Source organism: Sphingomonas sp. CFBP 13603 (assembly GCF_014892665.1).
Lineage (GTDB): Bacteria > Pseudomonadota > Alphaproteobacteria > Sphingomonadales > Sphingomonadaceae > Sphingomonas.
The window spans coordinates 142272-165488 of record NZ_JADBIA010000003.1; the positions used below are offsets into that span (position 1 = coordinate 142272).

The 23217-nt window shown below is 66.5% G+C and carries 20 protein-coding genes; 6 read left to right on the plus strand and 14 right to left on the minus strand.

All coding sequences use genetic code 11. The features are described from left to right. Positions 1–58 precede the first annotated feature (58 nt). The 5 genes from IFR23_RS06150 to IFR23_RS06170 all read right to left on the minus strand — a co-directional run bounded on the left by IFR23_RS06150 (position 59) and on the right by IFR23_RS06170 (position 5809). Entirely contained in the window at positions 59–1348 is a 1290-nt protein-coding gene (locus IFR23_RS06150) for an adenylosuccinate synthase (RefSeq protein WP_056061123.1), read from the minus strand. Between the two features lie 30 nt (positions 1349–1378). Further along, positions 1379–2479 (minus strand): ATP phosphoribosyltransferase regulatory subunit, encoded by a 1101-nt coding sequence (locus tag IFR23_RS06155; RefSeq protein WP_192975133.1) that lies wholly within the window; start codon positions 2477–2479, stop codon positions 1379–1381. Continuing rightward, on the minus strand, positions 2476–2829 hold the full coding sequence (locus IFR23_RS06160; RefSeq protein ID WP_342344878.1) for an endonuclease domain-containing protein: 354 nt from the start codon (positions 2827–2829) through the stop codon (positions 2476–2478). Before IFR23_RS06160 ends, IFR23_RS06155 begins: the two co-directional genes overlap by 4 nt. Positions 2830–2950: 121 nt before the next feature. Further along, on the minus strand, positions 2951–4528 hold the full coding sequence (gene serA / locus IFR23_RS06165) for a phosphoglycerate dehydrogenase (protein WP_192975134.1): 1578 nt from the start codon (positions 4526–4528) through the stop codon (positions 2951–2953). Positions 4529–4654: 126 nt separating this feature from the next. Beyond that, entirely contained in the window at positions 4655–5809 is a 1155-nt protein-coding gene (locus IFR23_RS06170) for a phosphoserine transaminase (RefSeq protein WP_192975135.1), read from the minus strand. A 207-nt stretch (positions 5810–6016) separates the two neighbouring features. Between IFR23_RS06170 and IFR23_RS06175 the strand changes: the two genes are divergently transcribed. Together IFR23_RS06175 and IFR23_RS06180 are read left to right on the plus strand one after the other, a co-directional pair. Further along, positions 6017–6697 carry an extensin family protein gene (locus IFR23_RS06175; protein WP_342344879.1) on the plus strand — a complete coding sequence of 227 codons (681 nt, stop codon included), beginning with the start codon at positions 6017–6019 and terminating at the stop codon, positions 6695–6697. A 46-nt stretch (positions 6698–6743) separates the two neighbouring features. After that, positions 6744–7628 (plus strand): LOG family protein, encoded by an 885-nt coding sequence (locus IFR23_RS06180; protein ID WP_121905165.1) that lies wholly within the window; start codon positions 6744–6746, stop codon positions 7626–7628. Between the two features lie 65 nt (positions 7629–7693). On the opposite strand, the gene IFR23_RS06185 is transcribed toward IFR23_RS06180, so the two are convergent. Then, entirely contained in the window at positions 7694–8413 is a 720-nt protein-coding gene (locus tag IFR23_RS06185; protein ID WP_192975136.1) for a c-type cytochrome, read from the minus strand. A gap of 146 nt (positions 8414–8559) precedes the next feature. Here IFR23_RS06185 and IFR23_RS06190 point away from each other — a divergent pair, with 146 nt between their 5' ends. Beyond that, entirely contained in the window at positions 8560–9462 is a 903-nt protein-coding gene (locus IFR23_RS06190; RefSeq protein WP_192975137.1) for a prephenate dehydratase, read from the plus strand. 97 nt (positions 9463–9559) lie between these two features. Here IFR23_RS06190 and IFR23_RS06195 read toward each other — a convergent pair whose 3' ends face one another. The 3 genes from IFR23_RS06195 to IFR23_RS06205 form a co-directional block, all read right to left on the minus strand. Further along, complete coding sequence (locus IFR23_RS06195; RefSeq protein WP_093399064.1) at positions 9560–10870, minus strand: sensor histidine kinase; 1311 nt, start codon at positions 10868–10870, stop codon at positions 9560–9562. A 97-nt stretch (positions 10871–10967) separates the two neighbouring features. Continuing rightward, a complete protein-coding gene (locus IFR23_RS06200; protein ID WP_056061146.1) occupies positions 10968–11633 on the minus strand; it encodes a response regulator transcription factor in 666 nt (221 codons plus the stop codon). A 23-nt stretch (positions 11634–11656) separates the two neighbouring features. Continuing rightward, complete coding sequence (locus IFR23_RS06205; protein ID WP_192975138.1) at positions 11657–11971, minus strand: hypothetical protein; 315 nt, start codon at positions 11969–11971, stop codon at positions 11657–11659. Between the two features lie 121 nt (positions 11972–12092). Here IFR23_RS06205 and IFR23_RS06210 point away from each other — a divergent pair, with 121 nt between their 5' ends. Beyond that, positions 12093–13874, plus strand: a complete 1782-nt coding sequence (locus IFR23_RS06210) for an ABC-F family ATP-binding cassette domain-containing protein (RefSeq protein ID WP_192975139.1) — start codon at positions 12093–12095, stop codon at positions 13872–13874. Positions 13875–13972: 98 nt separating this feature from the next. Beyond that, positions 13973–14206 carry a hypothetical protein gene (locus IFR23_RS06215; RefSeq protein ID WP_107963882.1) on the plus strand — a complete coding sequence of 78 codons (234 nt, stop codon included), beginning with the start codon at positions 13973–13975 and terminating at the stop codon, positions 14204–14206. 76 nt (positions 14207–14282) lie between these two features. Here the strand turns inward: IFR23_RS06215 and IFR23_RS06220 are convergent, their stop codons facing one another. The 5 genes from IFR23_RS06220 to IFR23_RS06240 are packed head-to-tail and all read right to left on the minus strand — an operon-like array spanning position 14283 to position 21954. Beyond that, entirely contained in the window at positions 14283–15086 is an 804-nt protein-coding gene (locus tag IFR23_RS06220) for a DUF815 domain-containing protein (RefSeq protein WP_192975140.1), read from the minus strand. A gap of 39 nt (positions 15087–15125) precedes the next feature. Continuing rightward, positions 15126–17159, minus strand: coding sequence for a tetratricopeptide repeat protein (locus IFR23_RS06225; RefSeq protein ID WP_244655488.1), 2034 nt, complete (start codon positions 17157–17159; stop codon positions 15126–15128). Continuing rightward, positions 17143–18513 carry a PEP-CTERM-box response regulator transcription factor gene (gene prsR, locus IFR23_RS06230; RefSeq protein ID WP_192975141.1) on the minus strand — a complete coding sequence of 457 codons (1371 nt, stop codon included), beginning with the start codon at positions 18511–18513 and terminating at the stop codon, positions 17143–17145. The genes IFR23_RS06225 and prsR overlap by 17 nt, the downstream gene beginning before the upstream one ends. Further along, positions 18510–20555 (minus strand): XrtA/PEP-CTERM system histidine kinase PrsK, encoded by a 2046-nt coding sequence (gene prsK / locus IFR23_RS06235; protein ID WP_192975142.1) that lies wholly within the window; start codon positions 20553–20555, stop codon positions 18510–18512. Before prsK ends, prsR begins: the two co-directional genes overlap by 4 nt. A gap of 10 nt (positions 20556–20565) precedes the next feature. Further along, entirely contained in the window at positions 20566–21954 is a 1389-nt protein-coding gene (locus IFR23_RS06240; protein WP_192975143.1) for a TIGR03013 family XrtA/PEP-CTERM system glycosyltransferase, read from the minus strand. 162 nt (positions 21955–22116) lie between these two features. Here IFR23_RS06240 and IFR23_RS06245 point away from each other — a divergent pair, with 162 nt between their 5' ends. After that, positions 22117–23205: a mannose-1-phosphate guanylyltransferase/mannose-6-phosphate isomerase gene (locus IFR23_RS06245; protein WP_192975144.1), complete on the plus strand. Its 1089-nt coding sequence runs from the start codon at positions 22117–22119 to the stop codon at positions 23203–23205. Positions 23206–23217: the final 12 nt, after the last annotated feature.

Below are 23217 nucleotides of genomic sequence, written 5' to 3' on the forward strand. Positions count from 1 at the left end.
ACCCCAATCAAGTAAATGGAAAGCCGGGCGAGTGATCGCCCGGCTTTTTAGTGTCCGCTCAGTCCGAGAACGGATCGCGGACGAGGATCGTGTCGGCACGCTGTGGGCTGGTCGACACCAAAGTCACCGGGCAGCGGATCAGCTCCTCGATCCGGCGGATATACTTGATCGCCTGCGCGGGCAGGTCGGCCCAGCTACGTGCACCGGCAGTCGTCTCCTGCCAGCCTTCCATCGTCTCATAGATCGGCTCGACCAGCGCCTGGTCCGCCGCATGCGCGGGGAAATAATCGAGCGTCTCACCACGCAGTTTATAGCCGGTGCAGATCGACACGGTCTCGAACCCGTCGAGCACGTCGATCTTGGTCAGCGCGATTCCGGTGATGCCGCCGACCGCCGCCGCCTGGCGCACCAGCACCGCGTCGAACCAGCCGCATCGACGCTTACGCCCGGTGACCGTGCCGAATTCATGCCCGCGGACGCCCAAGCGTTCGCCAGTCTCGTTCTCGAGCTCGGTCGGGAAAGGTCCCGAACCGACGCGCGTCGTGTAAGCCTTGGCGATCCCGAGCACGAAGCCAACCGCCGATGGTCCGAGGCCAGACCCGCCGGCTGCGGCGCCTGCGATGGTGTTCGACGAGGTGACGAACGGATACGTCCCGTGGTCGACGTCGAGCAGCACGCCCTGCGCACCCTCGAACAGGATCCGCTTGCCGGCCGAGCGCGCGGCGTTGAGGTCGCGCCACACCGGCTTGGCGAACGGCAGCACGAAACCGGCGATCTCGCGCAGTTCCGCGATCAGGCGCGCGCGATCGATCGGCGGCTCGCCGAAGCCGGCACGCAGCGCGTCGTGATGCGCGGTGAGGCGATCGAGCTGCGGCCCGAGATCGTCGAGGTGCGCCAGATCGCACACGCGGATCGCGCGGCGACCGACCTTGTCCTCATACGCAGGCCCGATGCCGCGGCGGGTCGTGCCAATCTTGCCGGCACCGCTGGCGTCCTCGCGCAGACCGTCGAGATCGCGGTGGAACGGCAGGATCAGCGCGCAGGTGTCGGCGATCCGCAGCGTCTCCGGCGTCGCGACGACGCCCTGCGCGCCGAGCCGGGCGATCTCGTCCTTCAGCGCCCAGGGATCGAGCACCACGCCGTTACCGATGAACGACGGCGTCCCGCGGACGATGCCCGACGGCAGCAGCGACAACTTGTACACGTTGTCGCCGACGACCAGCGTGTGACCGGCATTGTGCCCGCCCTGGAACCGCACGACCATGTCGGCACGCTCGGCGAGCCAGTCGACGATCTTGCCCTTGCCTTCGTCGCCCCATTGCGCGCCGATGACTGCTACGTTGGCCAAACTCTATCTCCTGAGGATTACGCGCAGCGCCTACAGCGCGCGGGGCTCGCCCGCCACCCATAGATGCGTGCAGACTTGTGCTTCTGGGGTGTCGCCGGCGTCCAGTGCGGCGACGGTGACCCAGCCTTGCGCGCGCATCGCTGCGCCTTCGCTGGCTGGCGTGCCGAACGGGAGGAAGAGGCGGCGGCGGTCGACGGTGGCGACCCGCTCGACCAATGCGTCGGCGTAGAGCGAGAAGCCCGTAGCGGCTTCCTCGGCGCCGTTCTCGTGAACGACGGTGTAGGTGCCGCCCCTACCCACTTCCCGCGCGCTGCCGTCGGCGAAGAGCGAGAAGCCGAGCCAGCTCTGGTATTCGAACCCGTGCCGCTCGGTCGGGTCGAGCGTCAGCGCAACGCGGCCGTCGAGTGCTTCGGCGATGCGGGCGAGACCGTCGAGGCGGGAGGCCAACGCACCGGTCGCGTCGAACGCACGGAGGCGGTCCATCGCCTGGTCGAACGGCCCTGCGGCTTCGATCAGGGGGAGGTAGGCGGGCGCGAGTGCGGCGACGGCACCGGCGTCCTTCGCGTCGAGGCGGTCACGCAGGGTGGCGACGAGGTCGTCCGCGACGGGGAGCGGGCCGGCGGCGAGCGTCGGCACTAGGTCGGGCAACGTGAAGTCGATCGACGCGCCGGTGACGTCGGCGGCCGCGATCATGTCGACTGCCACTGCGACGAGTTCCTGCGCGGCGGCGACTGAGTCGAGCCCGACCAACTCACAGCCGATCTGCCGGGTCTCACGGGCGGGGGCAAGCTGCGACGCGCGCAGTTTGAGGACAGAGCCGGCGTAGCTCAGGCGGACCGGACGTGGGTGATGACCCATGCGCGTGGCGGCGATCCGCGCGACCTGTGCGGTGATGTCGGGGCGGATCGCAAGGGTGCGTTGCGACACCGGATCGACGAAGCGCACCGCGTCGTGGAGGCCGCCAGCCTTCAGTCGCATCTCCAGCCCGTCGGCGAATTCGGCGAGCGGCGGATCGACGCGCTCGTAGCCGTGCAAGCGCGCCGCTTCGAGCACGCGGGCTTCCAGTGCCGCTGCCGAATCGGCAAACGGGGGGAGGCGATCTCGGAAACCTTCGGGGAGGAGTGCCGTCATTTTGCAGACTCCGCCGTGAGGGCTGCAGATATGACCTGCCAGACCCCGTCCATCTCGGACATGATGTCGGCGTTGCTGAACCGTATCACGCGATATCCCTGTCGTTGGAGCCAATCCGTTCGGCTTGCGTCGCGCGCTTGGTCACTATGCGTATCGCCGTCAACCTCGATGGCGAGTTTCGCGTCTCGTGCGGCGAAGTCCGCGACGTAGGGGCCGATGACGAACTGGCGGGTGAATTTAGTGTTGGCGATCTGCCGGTCACGGAGGTGGCGCCAGAGTTTCGCCTCTGCCGGAGTAGGCTCGCGCCGCATCCGCTTGGCGCGATCGAGAAGTAGGTCGTCAACCTTCACTGCTTCCTCTCCCCTTTCCGGGGAGAGGGTCGGGGTGAGGGGCGCCGCGAGCGATGCCCTTCCCAACTGCCCCTCACCCAACCCTCTCCCCGGAGGGGAGAGGGCTAAGTCAGTAACACCGTTAGAAGTTGAGGCCCATTGCGGTCTTCACGCCGGGGAGCGCGCGGACCTTGGTGAGCAGGTCGGGCGTCACGGCTTCGTCGACCGAGAGCAGCAGAACAGCCTCGCCGCCCGCCGAACGACGACCAAGATGGAACGTCCCGATATTCACCCCGGCCTCGCCTAGCGCCGTCCCAAGACGACCGATGAACCCCGGCGCATCCTCGTTGACGACGTACAGCATCGGCCCCGCCAGATCGGCCTCGATCTTGATCCCCAGCAGCTCGACCAACCGCGGCGCCGAATCGCCGAACAGCGTGCCGGCCACCGACCGCTCGCCATCCTCGGTCTTCACCGCGACGCGCAGCAGCGTGTGATAATCCGCCTCGCGCTCGGTACGCACTTCGCGGACCTCGAGGCCACGCTCGCGCGCCAGCACCGGCGCGTTGACCATGTTGACGGTCGCGGTCTGCGTCTGGAGATAGCCCGCGAGCACCGCGCTCACGATCGGCTTGGCGTTGAGATCGGCCGCCGCGCCCTCGGTATGCACCGAAATCCGCGAAACCGCGCCGGTGGTCAGCTGACCAACCAGCGACCCGAGCTTCTCCGCCAGCGCCATGTACGGCTTCAACTTCGGCGCTTCCTCGGCCGACAACGACGGCATGTTGAGCGCGTTCGTGACGCCGCCCGACATCAGGAAATCGGCCATCTGCTCGGCGACCTGGATCGCGACGTTGACCTGCGCCTCGGTCGTCGACGCGCCGAGATGCGGCGTGCTGACGAAGTTCGGCGTGTTGAACAGCGGCGACGCCTTGGCGGGCTCCTCGACGAACACGTCGAGTGCTGCACCCCCGACCTGGCCCGAATCGAGCGCCGCCTTCAGCGCGACCTCGTCGATCAGGCCGCCGCGTGCGCAGTTGATGATCCGCACGCCCTTCTTGGTCTTGGCGAGCGCCTCGGCCGAGAGGATGTTGCGAGTCTGGTCGGTCAGCGGCGTGTGCAGCGTGATGAAGTCGGCGCGCGCCAGCAGTTCGTCGAGCGTGACCTTCTCGACGCCGATCTCGATCGCGCGCTCGGGCGTCAGGAACGGATCGAACGCGACGACCTTCATCTTGAGGCCGCGCGCACGGTCGGCGACGATCGAGCCGATATTGCCCGCACCGATCAGGCCGAGCGTCTTCGACGTCAGCTCGACGCCCATGAAGCGGTTCTTCTCCCACTTGCCGGCCTGGGTCGAGGCATCGGCCTCGGGCAGCTGGCGGGCGAGCGCGAACATCAGCGCGATCGCGTGCTCGGCGGTGGTGATCGAGTTGCCGAACGGTGTGTTCATCACGACCACGCCCTTCGCCGACGCGGCGGGGATGTCGACGTTATCGACGCCGATGCCTGCGCGGCCGACGACCTTCAGGTTGGTCGCGTGCTCGAGGATCTCCTTGGTGACCTTGGTCGAGCTGCGGATCGCGAGGCCGTCATACTCGCCGATCATCGCCATCAGTTCGGCGGGCGTCTTGCCGGTGATCTCGTCGACCTCGACGCCGCGCTCACGGAAGATCTGGGCGGCACGTGGATCCATTTTGTCGGAAATGAGGACTTTTGGCATGGGATTTCCTTCTTCTCCCTCTCCCCTCCGGGGAGAGGGTCGGGGTGAGGGGTGGTACGGGGAGGTGGCGTGCGTGGCAGCCCCTCACCCCAGCCCTCTCCCCGGAGGGGAGAGGGAGCGAGAATATTAGGCCGCCTTGGCGGTCGCGTAGGCCCAGTCGAGCCAGGGGCCGAGCGCTTCGATATCGGCGGTGTCGACGGTCGCGCCGCACCAGATACGAAGCCCCGGAGGCGCGTCGCGGTAACCCGCCACGTCATACGCCGCGCCAGCCTTTTCGAGCGCCGAGGCCATCGCCTTGATCAGCGCCTCGTCGGCACCCTCGACCGTGAGGCACACGCTGGTCTTCGACCGCGTCGCCGGATCGACCGCCAAATGCCCCAGCCAGTCACGCTCCGCTACGATCTTGTCCAACGCCGCAGCATTCGCATCCGACCGCTTGATCAGGCCGTCCTCGCCAAGCGACTTCGCCCATTCGAGACTGAAGATCGCATCCTCGACCGCCAGCATCGACGGCGTGTTGATCGTCTCGCCCTTGAACACGCCCTCGGTGAGCTCGCCCTTAGACACGAGGCGGAACACCTTCGGCAACGGCCACGCGGGCGTGTATGTCTCAAGCCGCTCGACCGCACGCGGCCCGAGGATCAGCACGCCGTGCGCGCCCTCGCCGCCGAGCACCTTCTGCCACGAGAAGGTCGCCACATCGATCTTTGCCCAGTCGATATCGTACGCAAACACGCCCGAAGTCGCATCGGCGAACGAGAGGCCTTCGCGGTCGTCCGGGATCCAGTCCGCGTTCGGCACGCGCACGCCGCTGGTGGTGCCGTTCCAGGTGAACAGCACGTCGTTCGACCAATCGACCGCGTCCAGATCGGGCAGCTGGCCGTAATCGGCGCGCACGACCGTGGGGTCGATCTTGAGCTGCTTCACGGCATCGGTCACCCAGCCCTCGCCGAAGCTTTCCCACGCCAGCGCGGTGACGGGCTTGGCGCCGAGCATCGTCCACATCGCCATCTCGTACGCGCCGGTGTCCGAACCGGGGACGATGCCGATGCGATGCGTGTCGGGGAGCTTGAGCAGTTCGCGCATCAGGTCGATGCTGTACTGGAGGCGGGTCTTGCCGATCTTCGAGCGATGCGAGCGACCGAGCGAGTCGGTGGCGAGCTTATCCGCAGACCAACCCGGAGGTTTCGCGCAGGGACCGGAGCTGAAAAAGGGACGTGCCGGCTTCGTAGCGGGCAGTGCAGGCGCATTTGTAGCGGGTGCGTAGGTCGTATCAGTCATGTATCTCTCCTCACAGAGAGCACGCGCGGCGTTGGGACCGCGTGGCCCGTCGCCGGCCCTAACGGCGTTCACGGGGGTGTCAACCGCGTTCGATTGCGAGCGCGCGGCGGCGGGACTCGCCCCACCGTGCGCCAAACTCGCTCCGTCACCCCGGGCTTGTTCCAGGGCCCACCGTGCCACACGGCCGTCGGCATGGGGGACAAGACGATGGACCGATGCCGGAACAAGCCCGGCATGACGGAGTGGTTGGGGATCGTTTTCCTGGCCCTCACGCTTGCCGCGTGCGGACGTGCCGATCGGCCCACTGCGCCGACCAAGACCCGCCCCAACCTGTCCGTCCCGAGCAACCGCGAAACGGCGCAGTGTCTCGCCGACCTGCGCGAACTCCACGTCTCGTTCCAGGTCCTGCCCGACCGCGAAACGGGGCCGGGTTGCGGGCTCAACGGCACCGTGAAACTGGTCGATATCGGCGTGCCCGTGGCCAATCTCACCGCAGTCCGTTGCGGCGCGGCGCGCGCGTTCATCGGCTGGACGCGCAACGCGGTGGCGCCCGCCGCGTACCAGATGCTCGGCAGCGAACTCGCGCGGGTCGACAGCATGGGGAGCTATGCGTGCCGCAATATCGTCGGCTCGGCACGAAATACCGGCCGGCGATCGGGGCACGCGATCGCCAACGCGATCGATATCGGCGGGTTCGTGCTGAAGGACGGGCGGCGCATCACCGTGCTGAACGACTGGAACTCGGCCGATCCGCAGGTCCGGCAGTTCCTCCAGACGATCCGCGCGTCGGCGTGCAAGCGGTTCGGTACGGTGCTCAGCCCCGACTACAACGCCGCGCATCGCAACCACCTTCATCTCGAAGACGATCACGCCAATTTCTGCCGCTAGCGCACCGCTCTAGCCCTCCCCTCGCGTTTCCTCTAATCGCGCCTGAATGACCGATACACGAGTACCATCGCGCGTTTTTCCGAACGCCAGCCAGGATGCCGAGTCCGCCCGCGACTCCGTTTCCACCCCCCAGACGCAGCATCCGCATTACCGGCTCGCCTTCCAGGACATGGACTTCCTGTTGCGCGAAGACCTGCGGCCGGTGCGGTTCCAGCTCGAACTGCTGAAGACCGAACTCGTCCTCGACGAGGCGAAAATCGGTTCGACGTTCGTGTTCTACGGCTCCGCGCGCATTCCCGAGCCGTCGAAGGCGCAGGCGTTGCTGACGCTTGCGACCGACGAGAAGTCGAAGAAGATCGCCGAGCGGCTGGTCGAGAAGTCGAAATATTACGACGTCGCGCGCGAGTTGGCCGCCAAGGTCAGCGTGCTGCCGCGCGACGAGCGGGGCTGGCGGCAGTTCGTGGTGTGTTCGGGCGGCGGTCCGTCGATCATGGAAGCCGCGAACCGCGGCGCGGACGATGTCGGCGCCGAATCGATCGGGCTGAACATCGTCCTGCCGCACGAGCAGGCGCCGAACCCGTACGTCACGCCATCGCTGTCGGTGCAGTTCCACTATTTCGCGCTCAGGAAGATGCACTTCCTGCTGCATGCGCGGGCGCTGGCGGCGTTTCCGGGTGGGTTCGGGACGTTCGACGAGCTGTTCGAGCTGCTGACGCTGATCCAGACGGGCAAGATCCAGCCGATTCCCGTGTTGCTGTTCGGGCGTCAGTTCTGGGAGCGGGTCGTGAACTTCGACGCGCTGGTCGAGGAAGGCGTCGTCAGCGAGAAGGACCTGGGGATCTTCCGCTACGTCGAGACCGCGGACGAGGCCTGGGACGCGGTGCAGTCGTTCTACCGCGAGCGGGCCGAGAAGGAAGCCGCCGAGGGCTGAGCTTCCCCCGGGGAGGCAACCACTTCTGCTCCCTCTCCCCCTTCCGGGGAGAGGGAGCAGGAAGATTACTTCTCCGAGCGAGCGCCCTTGCGGGCTGCTTCTGGATCGACCGATGGCGCACCCGAAGCGGGCGTTCCGGTGTTGGCGATGTCTGCAGTCGGCGCGCCCTTGGTCGCCGCAGCTTCCGCCGCATTCGCGGCCGCCGGCTGATCCTTCGCCGCAGCATCCTTGCCAGCCGCCGGAGCAGCGCCAGCCGCAGGGGCCGCCGGCAACGGCACGTTCGAACCCTGCTGGTTGAGATACAGGATCACGTTCGCCCGGTCCTGCGCGTTGCCGAGACCCGCAAACGTCATCTTCGTCCCCGGCGCGAACTTGCGCGGCGAGGTCAGCCACGCGTTCATCTTGTCGAAGTCCCACTTGCCGCCGATACCCGCGAGCGCGGACGAGAAGGCGAAGCCGTTCTTGCCCTTAGCGATTTCCTCGCCGACCGTGCCGTACAGGTTTGGGCCGACGCCGTTCGCGCCGCCCTGGTTGATGGTATGGCAGGCGGCGCACTTCTTGAACACTTCGGCGCCCTTGGCGGCGTCGGCGGTCGGCAGCAGCGAGGCGATCGGCACTTCGGCGGCGGCACCCTCGCCGCCCTCGGCGACCACGCCCTCGATCGCATAGCCCATCTTCTCGGGGCGCTCGCCGTGGAACATCATCCCGCCGACGATCGACAGCCCAAGCGCCGCACCACAGCCTGCGAGCACCCAGCCGGCGATCGTATTGGTCCGATTGTCCATCTTGTGCATCCGCCCTGTTCTGTTTGGGATAGCCATAGAAAACGCGAGCGCGCACCGCAAGCCGCGCTTGAAGGGCGGGTGTATGGCGGGCGGCGGCGCTTTACGCGGCTTGAACAGGCAGGCAGCGCGCTTTAGGCGCTCGGCGCATGGAAAACTTCGCCGCACCCGCCCGCCCGATCGTCGCGCGGATGACCGACGCCGCCGCCGCCGAGCCCGCGCGCGCCGTCGCGTTCCAGGGTGCACCGGGCGCGAACAGCCATGTCGCCGCGGTCGAGGCGTTCCCCGACGGCCTGCCCCTGCCCTGCTTCGATTTCTCCGACGCGATCGACGCGGTAAAGGACGGCCGAGCCGATTGCGCGATCATTCCGATCGAGAATTCGCTCCACGGCCGCGTCGCCGACATCCATTTCCTGCTCCCCGAATCGGGCCTGGTCATCACCGGCGAGCATTTCCTGCCTATCCGCCACGCGCTGATGGCATGCGGCCCGCGCGACGGCATCCGCAAGGCGATGAGCCATCCGCAGGCACTCGGCCAATGCCGGCACTGGCTGAAGGCGCACGGGATCGAACCGGTGAGCTATCCCGACACCGCCGGCGCGGCAGCGGTGGTGGCGGAGTTGGGCGACCCGACGATCGCCGCGCTTGCGCCCCCCGCCGCGGCTGGGCTGTATGGCCTCGACCTGCTCGCGACCGACATCGCCGATGCGGACCACAACACGACGCGGTTCGTGGTGTTGGCCCGCGGCGGCAAGCCTCCCGCGGCGCAGGAGCCGGTTGGGGGCGAATGGATGACGACGCTGATCTTCGAGGTCAGGAACGTCCCCGCCGCGCTGTACAAGGCAGTCGGCGGGTTCGCGACCAACGGGGTGAACATCACCAAGCTAGAAAGCTACCAGCGCAACGGCAGCTTCTCCGCGACGGAATTCTATGCGGACGTGGTGGGGAAGCCGGGCGACGCGAACCTCGACCATGCGCTGGAGGAACTGGGGTTCCATTCGAAGTGGCTGCGCGTGCTGGGGACGTATCGGCAGGCTCGCTCGCGGGGGTAGTCCGTGCCGTTTTCCTGCGGACGCAGGAGCCCAGGGTCACAAGCGCCGTCGCTCTCGACCCTGGATTCCTGCGTTCGCAGGAAAACGGGACTAAGTGCTAATTCGCCGCCGGCAACCTCAGCCGCACCAGCAGCCCACCAAGATCCTCGCTCTCCTCAAGCGCAACCGTCCCCTCATAAATCTCCGCCACATCGCGCACGATCGCCAGCCCCAGCCCGGTCCCCGGCTTCCCCGTATCGAGCCGCACGCCTCGGTCAAAGATCCGCACCCGCTCTTCCGCTGGAATGCCGACGCCGTCATCCTCGACCAGGAACTCGACGAACCCCGACTGCGCGCCGACCGTCACGAACACGCTGCCGCCACCATATTTCGCCGCGTTCTCGATCAGGTTGCCGAGCATCTCATCGAGATCCTGCCGCTCGACATGCACCTGCAACCCACGCGGCCCGGTCACGTCGATCCGGACATGCCGGTACAGCCGGCCGACAGCCCGCTCGACCGACTCAAGGCTCGGCCAAACATCCGCACGACTATGCGCAGACCCACGCCGCCCGACCGCCCGCGCCCGCGCGAGGTGATGGTCGACCTGCCGCCGCATCGTCCGCGCCTCGCGGATGACCGTGTCGGCCAGATCGTCCGACTGCGCCGTCGCCGCGTTCATGATCACCGTCAGCGGTGTCTTCAGCGCGTGCGCGAGGTTGCCGGCATGCCGCCGCGCCTCCTCCGCCTGTCGCTCGTTATGCTCGATCAGCGCGTTCAGTTCCTCGACCATCGGCGCGACCTCGACCGGCATCGCGCTCGACACGCGGTTCGACTGACCCGCCCGCATCCGCGCGATTTCCTCGCGCACCCGCCGCAGCGGCCACAGCCCATAGAATGTCTGCAGCGCCGCCATCACGATCAGCCCGAGCGCAAGCAGCGCGAAACTGCGCACCAGCGTCCGCCGCAACGTCGTGATCTGCGCATCGAGCCCGTCGCGGCTCTGCGCCACCTGGAAACGCCAATGCACCTTCGATCCGGGGATCACCGCGTCCCGCTCGACGACGCGAAGCTTCTCGTCTGGAAACTGCGTGCTGTCATAGAAGTGCGCGTTGCGGTCGTCATGCGTCCCGCCGAACGCGAGGCGCCGATCCCACAGCGAACGCGACGGGAAATCCTCGCGCCCCTTGCCCGACACCTGCCAGTACAGCCCCGAATACGGCTCGACGAAGCGCTGGTCGGCCGCCGCCTCGCGCGAGAAGATCACCTCGCCGTCGGGCCCGATCTCGGACGAATTGAGCAGCGATCGCAGCACATATTCGAGCTGATCGTCGAAGTTTCGCGTCACCGCCTGACTCAGTACCCGGTCGAGCGCGAACCCGCCGCCGCTGAGAAGCACGCCGATCCACACCGCCGCGATCAGGATCATCCGCCGCGACAGCGATCCCTTGACCGCGGCGGGCACGCGGATCGGCCCGTCCGCTATCGGCGTGTCTGTGACCGGCGCGCTGTCCATCGTCAGCCGATCAGGCGTCCGGATCTTCGAGGCTGTAGCCGAGCCCACGGATCGTCGTGATCACGTCCTGGCCAAGCTTCTTGCGGATGCGCGTCACGAACACCTCGATCGTGTTCGAATCACGATCGAAATCCTGGTCGTAGATATGCTCGATCAGCTCGGTACGGCTGACGACCTTGCCCTTGTGGTGCAGCAGGTAGCTCAGCAGCTTGTATTCCTGCGCGGTCAGCTTCACCGGCTCGCCAGCGCGCGTCACCTTGCCGCTGCGCGTGTCGAGGCGGATGTCGCCTGCCGTCAGCTCGGACGAGGCGTTGCCGCTCGCACGCCGGATCAACGCACGCAGGCGTGCGATCAGCTCCTCGCTCTGGAACGGCTTGGCGACGTAATCGTCCGCGCCCGCATCGAGGCCCGCGACCTTGTCCGACCAGCTGTCGCGCGCGGTCAGCACCAGCACGGGCATCGTCTTGCCCTCCTTGCGCCAGCGATCGAGCACGGTCAGCCCGTCGATCTCCGGCAGGCCGAGATCGAGCACGACCGCATCGTAATTCTCGGTCGAGCCTAGGAAATGCCCTTCCTCGCCATCGACCGCGAGGTCGATCGCATAGCCGGCCCCTTCCAGGGTATTCTTCAATTGCTGGCCGAGATTCGGCTCGTCCTCGACGATCAGAACGCGCATGACAATCCTCTCGATTACAGTGTTCAGCGACCCGTGCGGCCGACGATCTGGCCGTTGCGGCCATCGACGTCGACCCAGATGACGGTTCCATCGCGCAGGAATTTCAGCGTGTAAATGGCGCTGCCCGAATCATAGTCCGAGCCGAGATACTGCGCCCCCCGCATCGTCGGGATCACGCGCGACTCGATCTCGCGCAAAGACGGCGCTCCGGTCTTGCGCGCCTGCAACGCCGACATCTGATCGCTGCGGCGCTGCGGGGGCTCGCCCGCCAGCACGGGGGCGGCACCCATCAGAAACGGCGCAGCGGCCAGGGTCGCAAGGAAAAGCAGCATCTTCATGGCGGTGGCATAGGCCTCCCGCATTGAACAGCCTGTGAATGATCGCGACAGGCCGCCGACAGCACGAAGCCTGCGCGGTGTAACTTGCCTGCATCACTTCGCACCCCTACGTGGCGCGAACATGGCAGCACCAATCTTAGCATTCGAAGGCCTCGGACTCGTCCAGGGCTCGGGATGGCTCTTTCGCAATCTCGACATCCATATCGGACCGCGCGACCGGCTCGCGCTGATCGGCCGCAACGGCGCCGGCAAGACGACCTTGCTCAAACTGCTCGGCGGGAGCGTCCAGGCGGACGAGGGACGCAGGACGATCGTCCCCGGCACGCGCGTCGTCATCCTCGAGCAGGAGCCGGATCTGCGCGGTTTCGCCACGCTGCGCGATTACGTGATGGCGGGGGACGATGCGCCGGTGAACTACGAGGCGGATTCGATCGCCGATCAGCTCGGCATCGACCTGTCGCGCGAGGCGGCCTCGGCGTCCGGCGGCGAACGGCGTCGCGCGGCGATCGTCCGGGCGCTGTCGCAGGACCCCGACGTGTTGCTGCTCGACGAGCCGACCAACCATCTAGACATCGGCGCGATCGAATGGATCGAGGATTGGCTCAAGCGGTTCCGCGGCGCGTTCGTCGTGATCAGCCATGACCGCACCTTCCTGACGCGACTCACGAAGCAGACGCTGTGGCTCGATCGCGGCGCGATCCGTCGCGCGGAGATCGGTTTCGGCGGGTTCGAGGCGTGGACCGAGCAGGTGTATGCCGAGGAACAGCGCCAGGCTGAGAAGCTCGATGCGCGCCTCAAGCTGGAGGAGCATTGGCTGCTCCGCGGCGTCACCGGCCGTCGCAAGCGCAACCAGGGCCGTCTCACCAAGCTGCACGAGATGCGCGCCGAACGCGCCTCGATGATCGGGCCGCAGGGCTCGGCGAACCTGACGACCGCCAGCGACGACACCAAGTCGAAGGTCGTGATCGACGCGAAGAACGTCACCAAGGTATACGGCGACCGCACGATCATCGGCGACTTGACGTTGAGGGTCACCAGAGGCGACCGCATAGGCATCGTCGGCCGCAACGGCGCCGGCAAGTCGACCTTGCTCAAGCTGCTGACCGGCGAGATCCAGCCCGACAGTGGTTCGATCAAGCTGGCCCAGACCCTGGATGCAGTAGTGATCGACCAGCAGCGCAGCCTGATGGCGCCCGAAAAGACGGTCCGCGAAGTCGTCGTCGATGGCGGCGAGTGGATCGACGTGCTCGGCGTTCGGAAGCACATCCACGGTTACCTGAAGGACTTCCTGTTCGACCCCAACATGGTCGATGCGAAGATCGGCTCGCTGTCGGGTGGCGAACGCTCGCGGCTGTTGCTGGCGCGCGAATTCGCCAAGCCGTCGAACTTGTTGGTGCTGGACGAGCCTACCAACGATCTCGATCTCGAAACGCTCGATCTGTTGCAGGAAGTAATCGGCGATTACGACGGCACCGTCCTGATCGTCAGCCATGATCGCGACTTCCTCGACCGGACCGTGACGATCACGCTCGGGCTCGACGGCTCGGGTACGGTCGACGTCGTCGCGGGCGGCTACGAGGATTGGGAAAAGCGTCGCGTCTCGACGACGACCGGCAAGCGCGCGTCGAAGAAGGTCGCCGCGACCGCGCCGACCGTCGCGGCACCCCGTGCGAAACTGACCTACAAGGACCAGCGCGACTATGAGCTGCTGCCGAAGCGAATCGAGGAACTCGACGCGCAGATGGCGGTCGATGCGGTCAAGCTCGCAAAGCCCGATCTCTACATGCGCGACCATGCGACGTTCGCGAAATTGACGGCCGCGATCGAGAAGGCACGTGCGGAAAAGGAAGCAGCGGAATTGCGCTGGTTGGAACTTGCGGAGCAAGTCGACGGTCCGGCTTGATATTTGTACTAACGTTTAGCCGGGTTCAAAACCGGTTGGAACGCATTGACAAATATTGCGTTGCATCATATTCCCACGACTTGTTTTTGGAGATTTTTATGAAGCTCAAGGCCCTTACCGGCAGCGCACTTGCTGTCGCAATGCTGTCCACCTCGGTTGCAGCAACCGCAGCACCTGCAAGCCTGTCGGTCGCGAACGTTCGCGCTGGCACGGTTGCAAAGGGCAAGAGCGAAGCAGCTGGCGGCGGCATCATCGCTGCTCTGATCGCTGCTGGCGTTGTTGCCATCGGTGTTGTCGCAATCGTCAAGGATGACGATTCGGACAGCAACTAAGCGTTTCGGGCCGACGCGACCGCGTCGGCCCACTCGTTTCCCGGTACGCTCACAACGTCACCGATACAGGTCTTGGCTAGAGCGGCTTTCCCGCATGGCCTGCCAGATCGACGATGAACTGCCACGCTACCCGACCCGATCGACTTCCTCGACGTGTCGCCCAGCCGATCGCATCGCCAGGCTCGAACGACAGATCGTTCGCCTTCGCATACGCCGCGACGATCGCCAGATACCCCTCCTGATCCAGCGCATGAAAACCAAGGCTGAGACCGAATCGGTCTGCCAGCGCAAGATGGTCGTCGACCGAATCCCGGGGATTGATCGCGCTCTCCTGCTCGGCGATGTCGCGTGATGCCAGGTGGCGACGATTGGCCGTTACCACCAGCCGGACGTTGGCTGGCCGCGGTTCCGCCCCACCCTCCAGCATCGATCGCAGCGTCCGCGCCTCGGCCGGGACGTCGAATCCCAGATCGTCGACAAACAGCACGAAGGCGCGATCGACCGGCCCAAGTGAGGCGAACAGCGCCGGGAGTCCTGCAAGTTCGGAGACTTCGACCAGCGCGATATCGCCGCCTTCGGCCTGCAAGGATGCCACGGCGCTCTTGACGAGCGCGGACTTGCCGGTGCCGCGTGCACCCCAGAGCAAGACATCCTGCGCCGCGTGCCGGTCGGCAAGATGGCGCAGGTTGGCGACCAGCGATGTCTTTTGCCGTTCGACTCCGATCAGCATGGCGAGCGGCAACGGTGCGAACGCACGCGCCGGCTGGAGCGCATTACCGCGCCAGACATACGCGGGATGTGCCAGCGGATCGGCGGCGGGCGGTGGCGGTGGAGACAGGCGCTCCAGTGCGGCGGCGATGCGGTCCAGAGGATCGGTCATACGCGGCTTCTGGCGTCGCGATGCCCGTCAGGCAAGCGTTCAGCGGAGTTGGCGAAGATGATCCGTGATCACGGCATTGCCGGGTGCAAGTCGAGTCGCCTTGACCAGTAATTGCCGTGCGCCGTCGAGATTGCCGTCTGCGGCCAAGGCGACCCCATAAGCATCCGCCGCCGCCGCGCTCATCGGCGACAGTCCGTAGGCGGCTCGCCCGTATCGCACCGCGATCGCGCCGTCGTCGCTGCCGGCATAGGCCAGCGCGAGATCGACCAGCACGCCGCCGTCACGATTGCCGACGCGGCGCCGTACCCCTTCGAGCGTTTCGATCGCAGTGTCCCAGTCGCCGGACGCGACCTGCCAATGTCCGAGCAGCCGCAGCCCCGCCAGGCTTTGCGGATTCTGCGACAGATACAGCGCGAGTGCCGCGCTCGCATCTTCCGCCCGCCCGGCACGGCCGAGCGCGTCGACCAGACGCAGCATGGTTGGTTCGTCGAACGACAGGTCGGCCGCGCGAGCGTACGCTCCGGCCGCTTCGCCGTAGCGTCCCCCGGCGGCCAGTGAATCCCCCAGCGCCAGTTGCGCCGCGGGCGCGCCAGGCGTTGATACGGCCAGCGTCCGCGCGCGCGCTACGGCCCCGCCAAAGTCACCACGCGTGACCAGACCGCGGACCACGCCCAACACATAGGTCGGGTCGCCGACCGCGCCGTCGGCGTCTGCCATCAGCGCACCGACCGCATCGTCGGTGACAAATGTCGCAGCCGGCGCGATCGGCCCCGTCGCCGCCCGATCGAGGTATTGCGCAGCGGACGCCTGATCGCCGACCGCTTCGAACCCGCGCGCGATCAGGGTCAACGAATAACTGTCCGCGTCGGCACGCATTCCGATCGGCCGCAGCGCATCGAGCGCCTCGCGGGGGTTGCCCGAGCGGAGCAATGCCGCGCCGAGCAATTGCCGTGCGGTGACGTTCAAGGGCTGCACCGCAGCCAGCCGCCGCCACGCGGCGACCGCCTGCTCGGGCTTGCCCTCCGCATAGTCCAGACTGCCCGACAGCAGGAGCGAACCCGGCAAGCCCGCAATTGCGCCCCCGGTCCGTTGCAGCAAGGTGCGCGCCAATGCGGTCCGGCCGGCACGCGCGGCGAGCACCGCCTGGAGATACAGCGCCTGCGGGCTGCCCGGCCGCGCCAGCAGCGCATTGCGGGTGGCGCCCAGCATCTCGGTGTTGCGACCCAGTTCGCCCAGCGTCGCGGCATATTCGATCAGGGCGGGGTGATAATAGGCATCGCTCCGCAACGCCGCCGCGAACCATGGCAGCGCGGCGACCAGCCCGTAACGGCTACGGACGACCTCGCCCTGCAAGGTCAGCGCGGCGGGCTCGCGCGGGGCGAGCGTCGCAGCGCGTGACGCTGCAACCGACGCCCCGCCGACATCGCCGGCCGTCAGCCGGATACGTCCGAGATCGGTCCATGCCGCCGCATCGTTCGGCGCGCGATCGAGCAGCGCGCGAAGCACCGCCTGCGCCTGGACGCCATCGCCTTGCGACGCGAGCGCACGCGCCTGGATCCTTGCGGCATAACCGGCATAGCGCGGCGGCGCCTTGGCGGCTTCGTCGAGTGCGCCGTCGGCATCGCCTTGCAGCAGCCGTGCATGCGCCAACAGCTGATGAAGGCGATCGGCGGACAGCCCGGCATCCGTCGCGCGCGCCAGTTCTGCTTCCGCGGCTAGTCCGTCACCGAGCTCGAGATAGGCGCGGGCAAGCACGGCATGCGCGAGGGCAAGCCTGGGTTCGGCGGCAATCGCGTGCTGCGCGTTGGTCCGGGCAGCGCTGTAATTCCCGGCATTCAGCGTGTTCAGGCTGTCGATGAGCAACCGGCGCGCATTGGGCGGTGGCGGACGCAGAGCGAGAGCGATCGCGACGGCGACGAGCGCCAGACTCAGGAGAGCGATCGCGAGGATCCTTGCGCGATTGCCTGTCAGGATAGCGGGCAACTTCACGCGCCGCCGCCGCTTGCGACGCAGCAGCGGATAGCGGCTTGCCCGAGCGCCCGATCCAGACGCGGCCTCAGACATGAAGATCATAGCTCTTGAGCAGATCGTACAGCGTCGGCCGGCTGATCCCCAGCAGACGCGACGCGCCGGAAATGTTGCCGTCGGCGCGGACCAGCGCCTGACGGATCGCCTTGCGATCGGCAAGTTCGCGGGCGGCGCGCAGGTTCAGCGCGGCAGCCTCCTCCGCCTTGCCGTCGAGGTCGAGATCGGTCGCGGTGACCAGCTTTCCGTCCGCCATGATCACCGCGCGCTTGATCCGGTTCTCCAGTTCGCGGACGTTGCCCGGCCAGCCCCAGCCATCGATCGCAGCGCGCGCGTCGGGAGCAAGGCCGGTGACGACGGGGTTCATGGCCACGGCGTAGCGCGTCACGAAGTGGCGTGCGAGCAATACCGCGTCGCCGGTCCGGTCGGCCAACCGGGGAATTCGCACGACGATCTCCGCAAGCCGGTAATACAGGTCTTCGCGGAGGCGTCCGTCGGCGACCATCGCGTCGACATTCTGATGAGTCGCACACACGATCCGCGTGTCGACGGGGATCGCCTTGCGCCCGCCGACGCGCTCGATCACGCGCTCCTGGAGGAACCGCAACAGCTTGACCTGCAGCGCGAGAGGCACGTCGCCGATCTCGTCGAGAAACAGCGTGCCGCCGGCCGCCTGTTCGATCTTGCCCTGGACGGTCTTGATCGCGCCGGTGAACGCGCCCTTCTCGTGTCCGAACAATTCGCTTTCGAGCAGGGTTTCTGGAATCGCCGCGCAGTTGATCGCGACGAAACTACCGCGCGATCGCGGCGATGCGTCGTGCAGCCCCCGTGCGAGCAACTCCTTCCCGGTGCCGCTGGCACCGAGCAACATCACCGACACGTTCGCGGGGGCGACCCGCTCCAGCGTCCGCGTAACCACCGCCATTTCGGGGGACGCGCTGATGAGACCACCGAACCCGCCTGCCTCGACGCGTGCGGCAAGCCGACGGTTTTCGGCTTCGAGCGCATGGACGTGGAAGGCGCGGCCGACGATCATGCCCAGCGCGTCGATATCGATCGGCTTGGCGTAGAAATCCCAGGCACCATCGGCGATCGCCTGCAACGCGCTTTCGCGGGCACCGTGCCCGGATGCGACGATCACCTTGGTGTCGGGCTTCATCGCCAGGATGTCGCGCAGCGTCGCAAAGCCCTCGCTCACGCCGTCGGGGTCGGGCGGCAGGCCGAGATCGAGCGTCACGACCGCCGGCTCATGCGCGCGCACCGCGTCCAGGGCCTGCGTGCGATCACTCGCGACGACGATCTCATAGCCTTCATAGGCCCAGCGAAGTTGCCGCTGTAGCCCGGCATCGTCCTCGACGATCAACAGGACGGGCCGGCCCCTTTCGGTCGTGGCCCCGCTCATGCCGCCGCCTCCATCACGGTCGCGGCGGGCAACGTTATCCGAAAACGCGTTCCCTGCCCCTCGCGACTCGTGACCTCCAGCGTACCGCCCATTGCCTGGACGAGCTGTCGCGCCTCGAACGCACCGATGCCGAACCCGGTCGGCTTGGACGATACGAACGGGCGGAAGAGCTGGTCACGTACGAACCCTGGCGTCATGCCGCAGCCCTGGTCGATCACGTCGATCCTCACGCGGTCGCCCTGCGCGTCGATCGACAGCATGATCGGATCGTCGGCCCCGCTCGCCTCGATGCCGTTCTGGACGAGGTGACCCAGCACCTGTTCGAGCCGCGTCGCATGGCCAAGCGCGAGCGCCGGTACGACGCGTGCCGCGATCGGATGCTGGCTCTTCCGCGCGGCTACGATGCGTTCGACCAGCGCACCGACATCGACCGGCTGGAGCGGTTCGCTGGGCGCGGCATTATGCTGCGACAGGCGGGCGAGCAGCGCATTCATGCGATCGGAGGAGTCCTTGAGGGTAGCGATCATGTCGACGCGGAAATCGGGATTGTCGGCGTGGCGTTCGGCATTGCGCGCAACCAGTGTCAGCTGACTGACGAGGTTCTTGATGTCGTGCAGGATGAACGCGAAGCGGCGGTTGAACTCGTCGAAGCGCGCCGCGTCCGCCAGCGCGGAATGCGCGCGATCCTCCGCCAGATAACTCGCCGCCTGCCGCCCGGCGACGCGGAGCAGATCGAAATCCTCCCAGTCCAGCGCACGGTCGACCGGCGGGCGAGCGAGAACGATCGCACCGACCAGGTTCCCGCCGTGCAGCAGCGGCACGATCGCCCAGGCTTCATTACAGTCGGACAGCCACGTCGGAACGCTAGCCTGTTCTTCGTGGAGTGCATCGCCCGTGCGGACCGGATCGAGTTCGATGATACGGGCGCCATTGCCGAGATAGCGCGCCAACGCTTCGCCGCCGCTCTCGGTCGTGTCGCGCCAGTTCCACGTCGTGCTCACCTCAAGCGATGCGCCATCGGGCACCAGCAACAGGCCGCCGGGCGAATCGGTCAGATCTGCCACTGCCTTCACGACCCGTGTTCCGAGTGGTTCGGGATGACCATCGAACTGCGTGCCCGACATGCCCAGCGTATCGGTGAAACGCTGCCATTCGGCACGGTAATCATAGCGATGACGGAACAGGTGCTTGGCGATCTTCACCTTGGTCCACGCGCGCAGCCACGGCGTCGACAGCATCGTCATGAGGGTCGCGGTCGCGCCGAACACGATCGCGGTCTGTGCAATGCGGGAATAAGGCCCGGCATAGCTACCGGCGAGACTGGTCGCGAGCGCGACGATGCCCACGTACAGCACGATTCCGATCGCGGTGAGCGCCCGTATCGTCACCGGCCGCGACAGCGCGAGCGTCCAGTCTCCACTGCGATGCACCGCGATCATCAACACCGCTGCCACGCCCACCATCGCCATGCCGCGCACCGCAGACAGCCATGACACCCAGTCGGCCTGGAAATAAAACAGCGTGAGCAGCACGAGGTCAGCGCCCCACATCGCCGCCAGCGCCAGCATGACCAGCCTGATCCCACCGCGCGAAGCCGGAGCTGCCTGGTAGAGATGATGGACCAGCACCAGTGCGCTGACCGCGGTCATCATGCGGAAGACCAGCCGCGCGGTGCCGACCGCCACCACGGCCTCGCGGTCAATCGGCGCCATTTCGGCTATTGCCAGCAAGGCACTCATCACCGCGATCGCGACGACCAGCAGATAGACCGCGCCCAGCGCAAAATTCCCGGCCCGATCCCGCCGGACCAGCGCCAGCATGAAACCGAGCCACGCAATATTGCGGACGCTTTCCGCGATGCGCGGCGCGACATGGCCGGCATCGATCCCCGCCACGGCCAATGCCCAGAGGCTCGTCGCGAACAAGGCCGTGACGAACGCGCCGTGCGGCCATTGCCCAGCACCGCCGCGGAGTTGCGCTACGCCCAGCCCCCCGAACACGAGGGCGGCGAGCGCATGGCTCCAGAGGGTGAGCGTCGCCATCATGCCGTATTCAGCGCGCGCCGACCGGCCACAGCACCACGCGCAGCGTCTGCAACAGGATCAGCATGTCGAGGAACGGCGAGTAGTTCTTCGCGTAATACAGGTCGTATTCCAGCTTGTGCCGGGCATCCTCGATCGACGCGCCATACGGATAGTTGATCTGCGCCCAACCGGTGATGCCGGGCTTCACCATGTGCCGCTCGGCATAGAAGGGCAGCTGATCCTCAAGCTGTTCGACGAACTGCGGGCGTTCGGGGCGTGGCCCGACGAAGCTCATCTCGCCCTTCAACACGGTCCAGGTCTGCGGCAGTTCGTCGATCCGGACCTTACGGATGAAACGACCGACCCGGGTGATGCGGGGATCGTCCTCCGCCGCCCAGACTGCAGTCCCCGCGACCTCCGCATCCTGCCGCATCGAACGCAGCTTCAGGATGTCGAAGCCCTCGTTGTAGAGCCCGACCCGGCGCTGGCGGTAGAAGGCCGGGCCCTTCGATTCGAGTTTGATGGCGATTGCGGTGAGCAGGATGATCGGCAGCGTCACGATCAGCAACAGCCCGCTCGCGATGATGTCGAACGCGCGCTTGAAGACGCTCGACAGCATGCGACTCGATGCGAAACCGTCGGAGAAGATCAGCCATGACGGATTGACGCTCTTCAGGTCGATGCGCCCCGTTTCACGTTCGAGAAAGCTGGAAATTTCGCTGACCTGGACGCCGGTCGTGCGGACCCGCAACAGATCCTTCATCGGCAAGGCGTTGCGTCGCTCGTCGAGCGCGAGGACCACTTCGCTGGCATTCTGATCGACGATGTACGCCGCCAGGTTCGGAATGTCGGCGCGCGGCGTGACGGTCGCAACGACGGGATCCGCCTCCCCCATGGAGACGAAGGCCGCGACGACGAAATTGATGCCGGGCTGTTCGGACAATCCGAGGATCTGCGCCGCACGCTTGCCGGCGCCCAGCACGATGATGCGACGCTTGAACGTCTCGCCGCCAAGCGTCTTCCCGAGCAACGCCCGCACGGTGACGAGCAGCACGGTCGCGATGATCGTGGAGTACAACAGGTTCGATCGCCAGAAGGTAAGTGCGGGAACCAGAAAGAAGATGAACGACAAGAAGATGACGCCGAGTGCCAGCGCCACGGCCAGACGCGCGGCGGCGAACCGGAGCGACAGGAACGAAGCGACGCCGTACGCCCCGACCGCGACCAGCGAGACCTGCAACGCGATCGCAAACGTCAGCAACTGCGCGATCCGGGTGGCGATCGGCTCGACCAGCATCCCGATCTGATGCGCGCGAACGACCCAGCCCAGCTCTGCCGAAACGATCAGCAGGATCATGTCGACCAGCCCGAGCAGAAGCACGGTATGCGGCACGTAATGCTTGAAGAGCCGTATCATGCAACGCTTCCCGACAGGTTATTTGTAAATGCTACCGACACCTGAACGCTTGGTTTCGCAGGAAAACACGAAAAAAGCCTGAAGACCGCGCATCCAATCGATACATTCGGCGATTGGCACCGGTGGCCGCTCCGCTATAGCTCAGCGCCACCCGGAGGATTCATGACCGCACGCAAAATCGTTCCCGTTATCCTGTCAGGCGGATCGGGCACGCGCCTTTGGCCGATGTCCCGCCCTGAAATGCCCAAGCAGATGCTCGCGCTGACGGCGGATGAAACGATGCTGCAGCTTACGGCGGGTCGTACGTTCGGCGAACGCTTTGCCGCTCCGATCGTGGTCGCCAATGCGCGCCATGCCGACCTGGTCGAGCAGCAGCTTGCAGAAGCTGGCGCAACACCGCAGGCGCTGATCCTCGAGCCAACCGGTCGCAACACTGCGCCCGCCATCGCGCTGGCGGCGATCGCCGCCGGTGGGGGCGGCGACGCGTTACTGGTTATGCCGTCGGACCACGTTATCGGCGATGTCGCGGCATTCCACGCGGCGATCGAGGCCGCAATGCCGCTCGTCACGCAAGGGTGGCTGGTCACGTTCGGCATCGCACCCGACGCGCCCGAGACCGGCTATGGCTGGATCCAGATCGGCGACGAACTCCAGCCCGGCGTCAACCGCGTCGCGCGGTTCGTCGAGAAGCCCCCGCTCGACAAGGCGCAGTCGATGCTGGCGAGCGGCGATCATGCCTGGAACGGCGGGATCTTCCTGTTCCTTGCCGACTCCTATCTCGAAGCCCTCGCGCAGTTCGATCCGGGTATCCTGACCGCCACGCAGGAGGCGATGGACAAGGCGCGTACCGAAGGGACCCGCATCTACCCCGACGCGGTCGCCTTTGCAGCCTCGCCCGACGATTCGATCGATTATGCGGTGATGGAAAAGGCCGACCGTGTCGCGGTCGTGCCGGTCGCGATGGGCTGGAACGACGTCGGCAGCTGGGACGCGCTCCACGCGATCAGCGACACGGACAGCGACGGCAACGCGCACCGCAGCCACGGCGACGGCAACGTTCTCGCAATCGATACGAAGAACTGCTTCGTCCGCAGCGACGGCGTCCGCGTCTCGCTGGTCGGGGTCGAGGACCTGATCGTGGTCGCGAGCGGCAACGACGTCCTGATCATGCCACGCGGTCGCAGCCAGGAAGTGAAGAAGCTCATCGAGGCCATGAAGGACCCTGCGAAGAAGGCAGCGCCGACGAGCTGAGGTCGGGATGCA